2 protein-coding genes are annotated in these 2,179 nt (G+C 70.6%); one reads left to right on the top strand and one right to left on the bottom strand.

The window, feature by feature from the left end; all coding sequences use genetic code 11:
* Nucleotides 1-158: 158 nt before the first annotated feature.
* Nucleotides 159-1,433, bottom strand: a complete 1,275-nt coding sequence (locus tag ACFWAR_RS39185; protein WP_385788450.1) for an extracellular solute-binding protein — start codon at nt 1,431-1,433, stop codon at nt 159-161.
* A 222-nt stretch (nt 1,434-1,655) separates the two neighbouring features.
* On the opposite strand from ACFWAR_RS39185, the gene ACFWAR_RS39180 reads away from it, so the two are divergent.
* Nucleotides 1,656-2,179, top strand: a 524-nt coding sequence (locus ACFWAR_RS39180) for an alpha-amylase family glycosyl hydrolase (protein ID WP_385788447.1), incomplete at its 3' end; no start/stop codon positions are given.

Here is a 2,179-nt window from a genome sequence, read left to right as displayed (position 1 = left end):
CCCCTTGGTGCGGGTCTTCTGGTGGGGGCCCCGCCGCCCGCGCGCGCGCGGGGGGGGGGCCCGGGGCGGGGCGCGGGCCCCGGGGGCCGGGGCCGGGGTGCCCCTCCCCCCCGGCCCCCGCCGCCACGGACCGGCTGGTCTGAGCAGCCATGGTCGTGCTACTTCCAACCCTTGAGGATCTTGCGGAACTCGGTACCGGTGGCCTTGGCCGCGTCCTCCGGGCTGGAGGCGCCGGTGACCGCCTTGGTGTACTGCACCTTGAGCGGCTCGAAGAGGGAGCCGTTCTCCGGGATCCAGGCGCGCTCGACGGCCTTGTCCACGGCGGGCTTGAAGAAGGCGACGATCTCGTTGCCCTTGACGTCCGGCACCTCGTAGGCGGCGGTGCGGGTCGGGAGCAGGCTCAGCTCCTTGGTCGCCTGCACCTGGGTCTCCTGCGAGGTCATGTACTCGACGAAGGCGTGCGCGGCGGTGCGGTTCTTGGAGCCCGCGTAGACGGCCATGTCGTGGCCGCCCTGCGGGGCGCCCGCCTTGACGGAGCCGGCCGGGACCGCGCTGATGCCGAGGTTGGCCTTGTCGGCGAACTGGGCGCCGGAGAAGGTGTCCTTGACCGCCCAGGGGCCGTTGACCATCATCGCGACCTCGCCCGACTTGAAGGCGGTCTGCATGTTGTCGTAGCCGTCGGTGGCGTTGGTGACGGCGGCGCCGGAGGTGATCAGGTCGCGGGCGTCCTTGAAGGCCTTGACGCCGGCCGCGTTGTCGACGGTGACCGTCTTGGTCTTGGCGTCGACAAGGTCGCCGCCCTCGCCGTAGATGAAGGGGAGGAACCAGTAGGAGTCGTCGCCGCGGACGTAGAGGCCGGTCTTGCCGGTCTTGGCCTTGATCGCGGCGGCCGCGGTCTTGACCTCTTCGAGCGTGGTCGGGGGCTTGACGCCCGCGTCCGCCAGCATCTTCTTGTTGTAGAAGAGGCCGAGGGAGTCGATGACCTGCGGGACGGCGTAGAGCTGGCCCTCGTACTTGCCGCTGGCCGCGGCCTGGGGCAGGAAGTCGGCGTCGACCTTCTTGGCCGCGTCGGCGGGGACCTTGTCCAGGTAGCCGAGGGAGGCGAAGTCGGCGACCCAGCCGACGTCGGCACGGATGACGTCGGGGGCCTCGGCGCCGCTGCTGAAGGCGTTCTTGACCTTGTTCTGCGCGTCGCCGTACGGCACGTTGACGTACTTGACGGTCACCTTCGGGTGCTTGGCGGTGAACGCCTCGGCGATCTTCTGGAAGGTCGCCTTCTCCGTGTCGTTGGAGGTGTCCCACCAGGTGACCGTGCCGGAGATCTCGCCACCGGCGTTGTCGCCGCCGCCGTTGTCGTTCTTGTCGCCGCCGCAAGCCGTCGCCGCGAGCGCCAGAGCCGCGACCAGCGCGGTGGCCGCTATGCCACGCCGCATATGAACTCCTTCGATGATCCCGGCCGCTTCCTCGCGGTCCCGAGTTGCCTGGAACGTAACAAGCCTGAAAGCCGACCGAAAGACCTTGCGGCAATTTTCTGCAAGACCTGGTGATCGTTACATCCGTGTGTCCGTACGGTTGCCGCAGCTTGCTGTTAGTTCGAACCGTCTTCGGGTGACCGGCCCCGCAACCAGGCGCCGGGTCCGCACGTTGACCCCGATATGACCCATGAGCTGACCGCCTCGCGGCTTGCAAGCGCTTCCAGCAACGTCACCGCGAGCGGCGGCTGGTGGCGCGATGCCGTCATCTACCAGGTGTACGTACGGTCCTTCGGCGACAGCGACGGGGACGGGATCGGCGACCTGCGCGGGGTGCGCGAGCGCCTCCCCCACCTGGCCCGGCTCGGGGTCGACGCCCTGTGGCTCACCCCCTTCTACGTGTCCCCGCAGGCGGACGGCGGCTACGACGTCGCCGACTACCGGGCCGTCGACCCCCTCTTCGGCGACCTCTCCGACGCCGACGCCCTGGTCCGGGCCGCGCACGCGCTGGGGCTGCGGGTGATCGTCGACGTGGTGCCGAACCACACCTCCGAGCAGCACCCCTGGTTCCGGGCGGCGCTCGCCGGGGCGCCGGGCGGTCCGGCGCGGGCCCGCTTCCACTTCCGGCCGGGGCGCGGGGCGGGCGGGGAGCTGCCGCCGAACGACTGGGAGTCGATCTTCGGCGGCCCGGCGTGGACGCGGGTCGC

It is taken from the genome of Streptomyces sp. NPDC059917 (assembly GCF_042730635.1).
In the GTDB taxonomy this organism is placed as follows: Bacteria; Actinomycetota; Actinomycetes; order Streptomycetales; family Streptomycetaceae; genus Streptomyces.
The sequence above is the reverse complement of the archived record's forward strand: the minus strand, read 5'-3'. Positions and strand labels throughout refer to the sequence as shown.

Coding starts and splice junctions, on each gene's coding strand:
- ACFWAR_RS39185 (WP_385788450.1), bottom strand. CDS start 1,433: ATGCGGCGTGGCATAGCGGCCACCGCGCTGGTCGCGGCTCTGGCGCTC.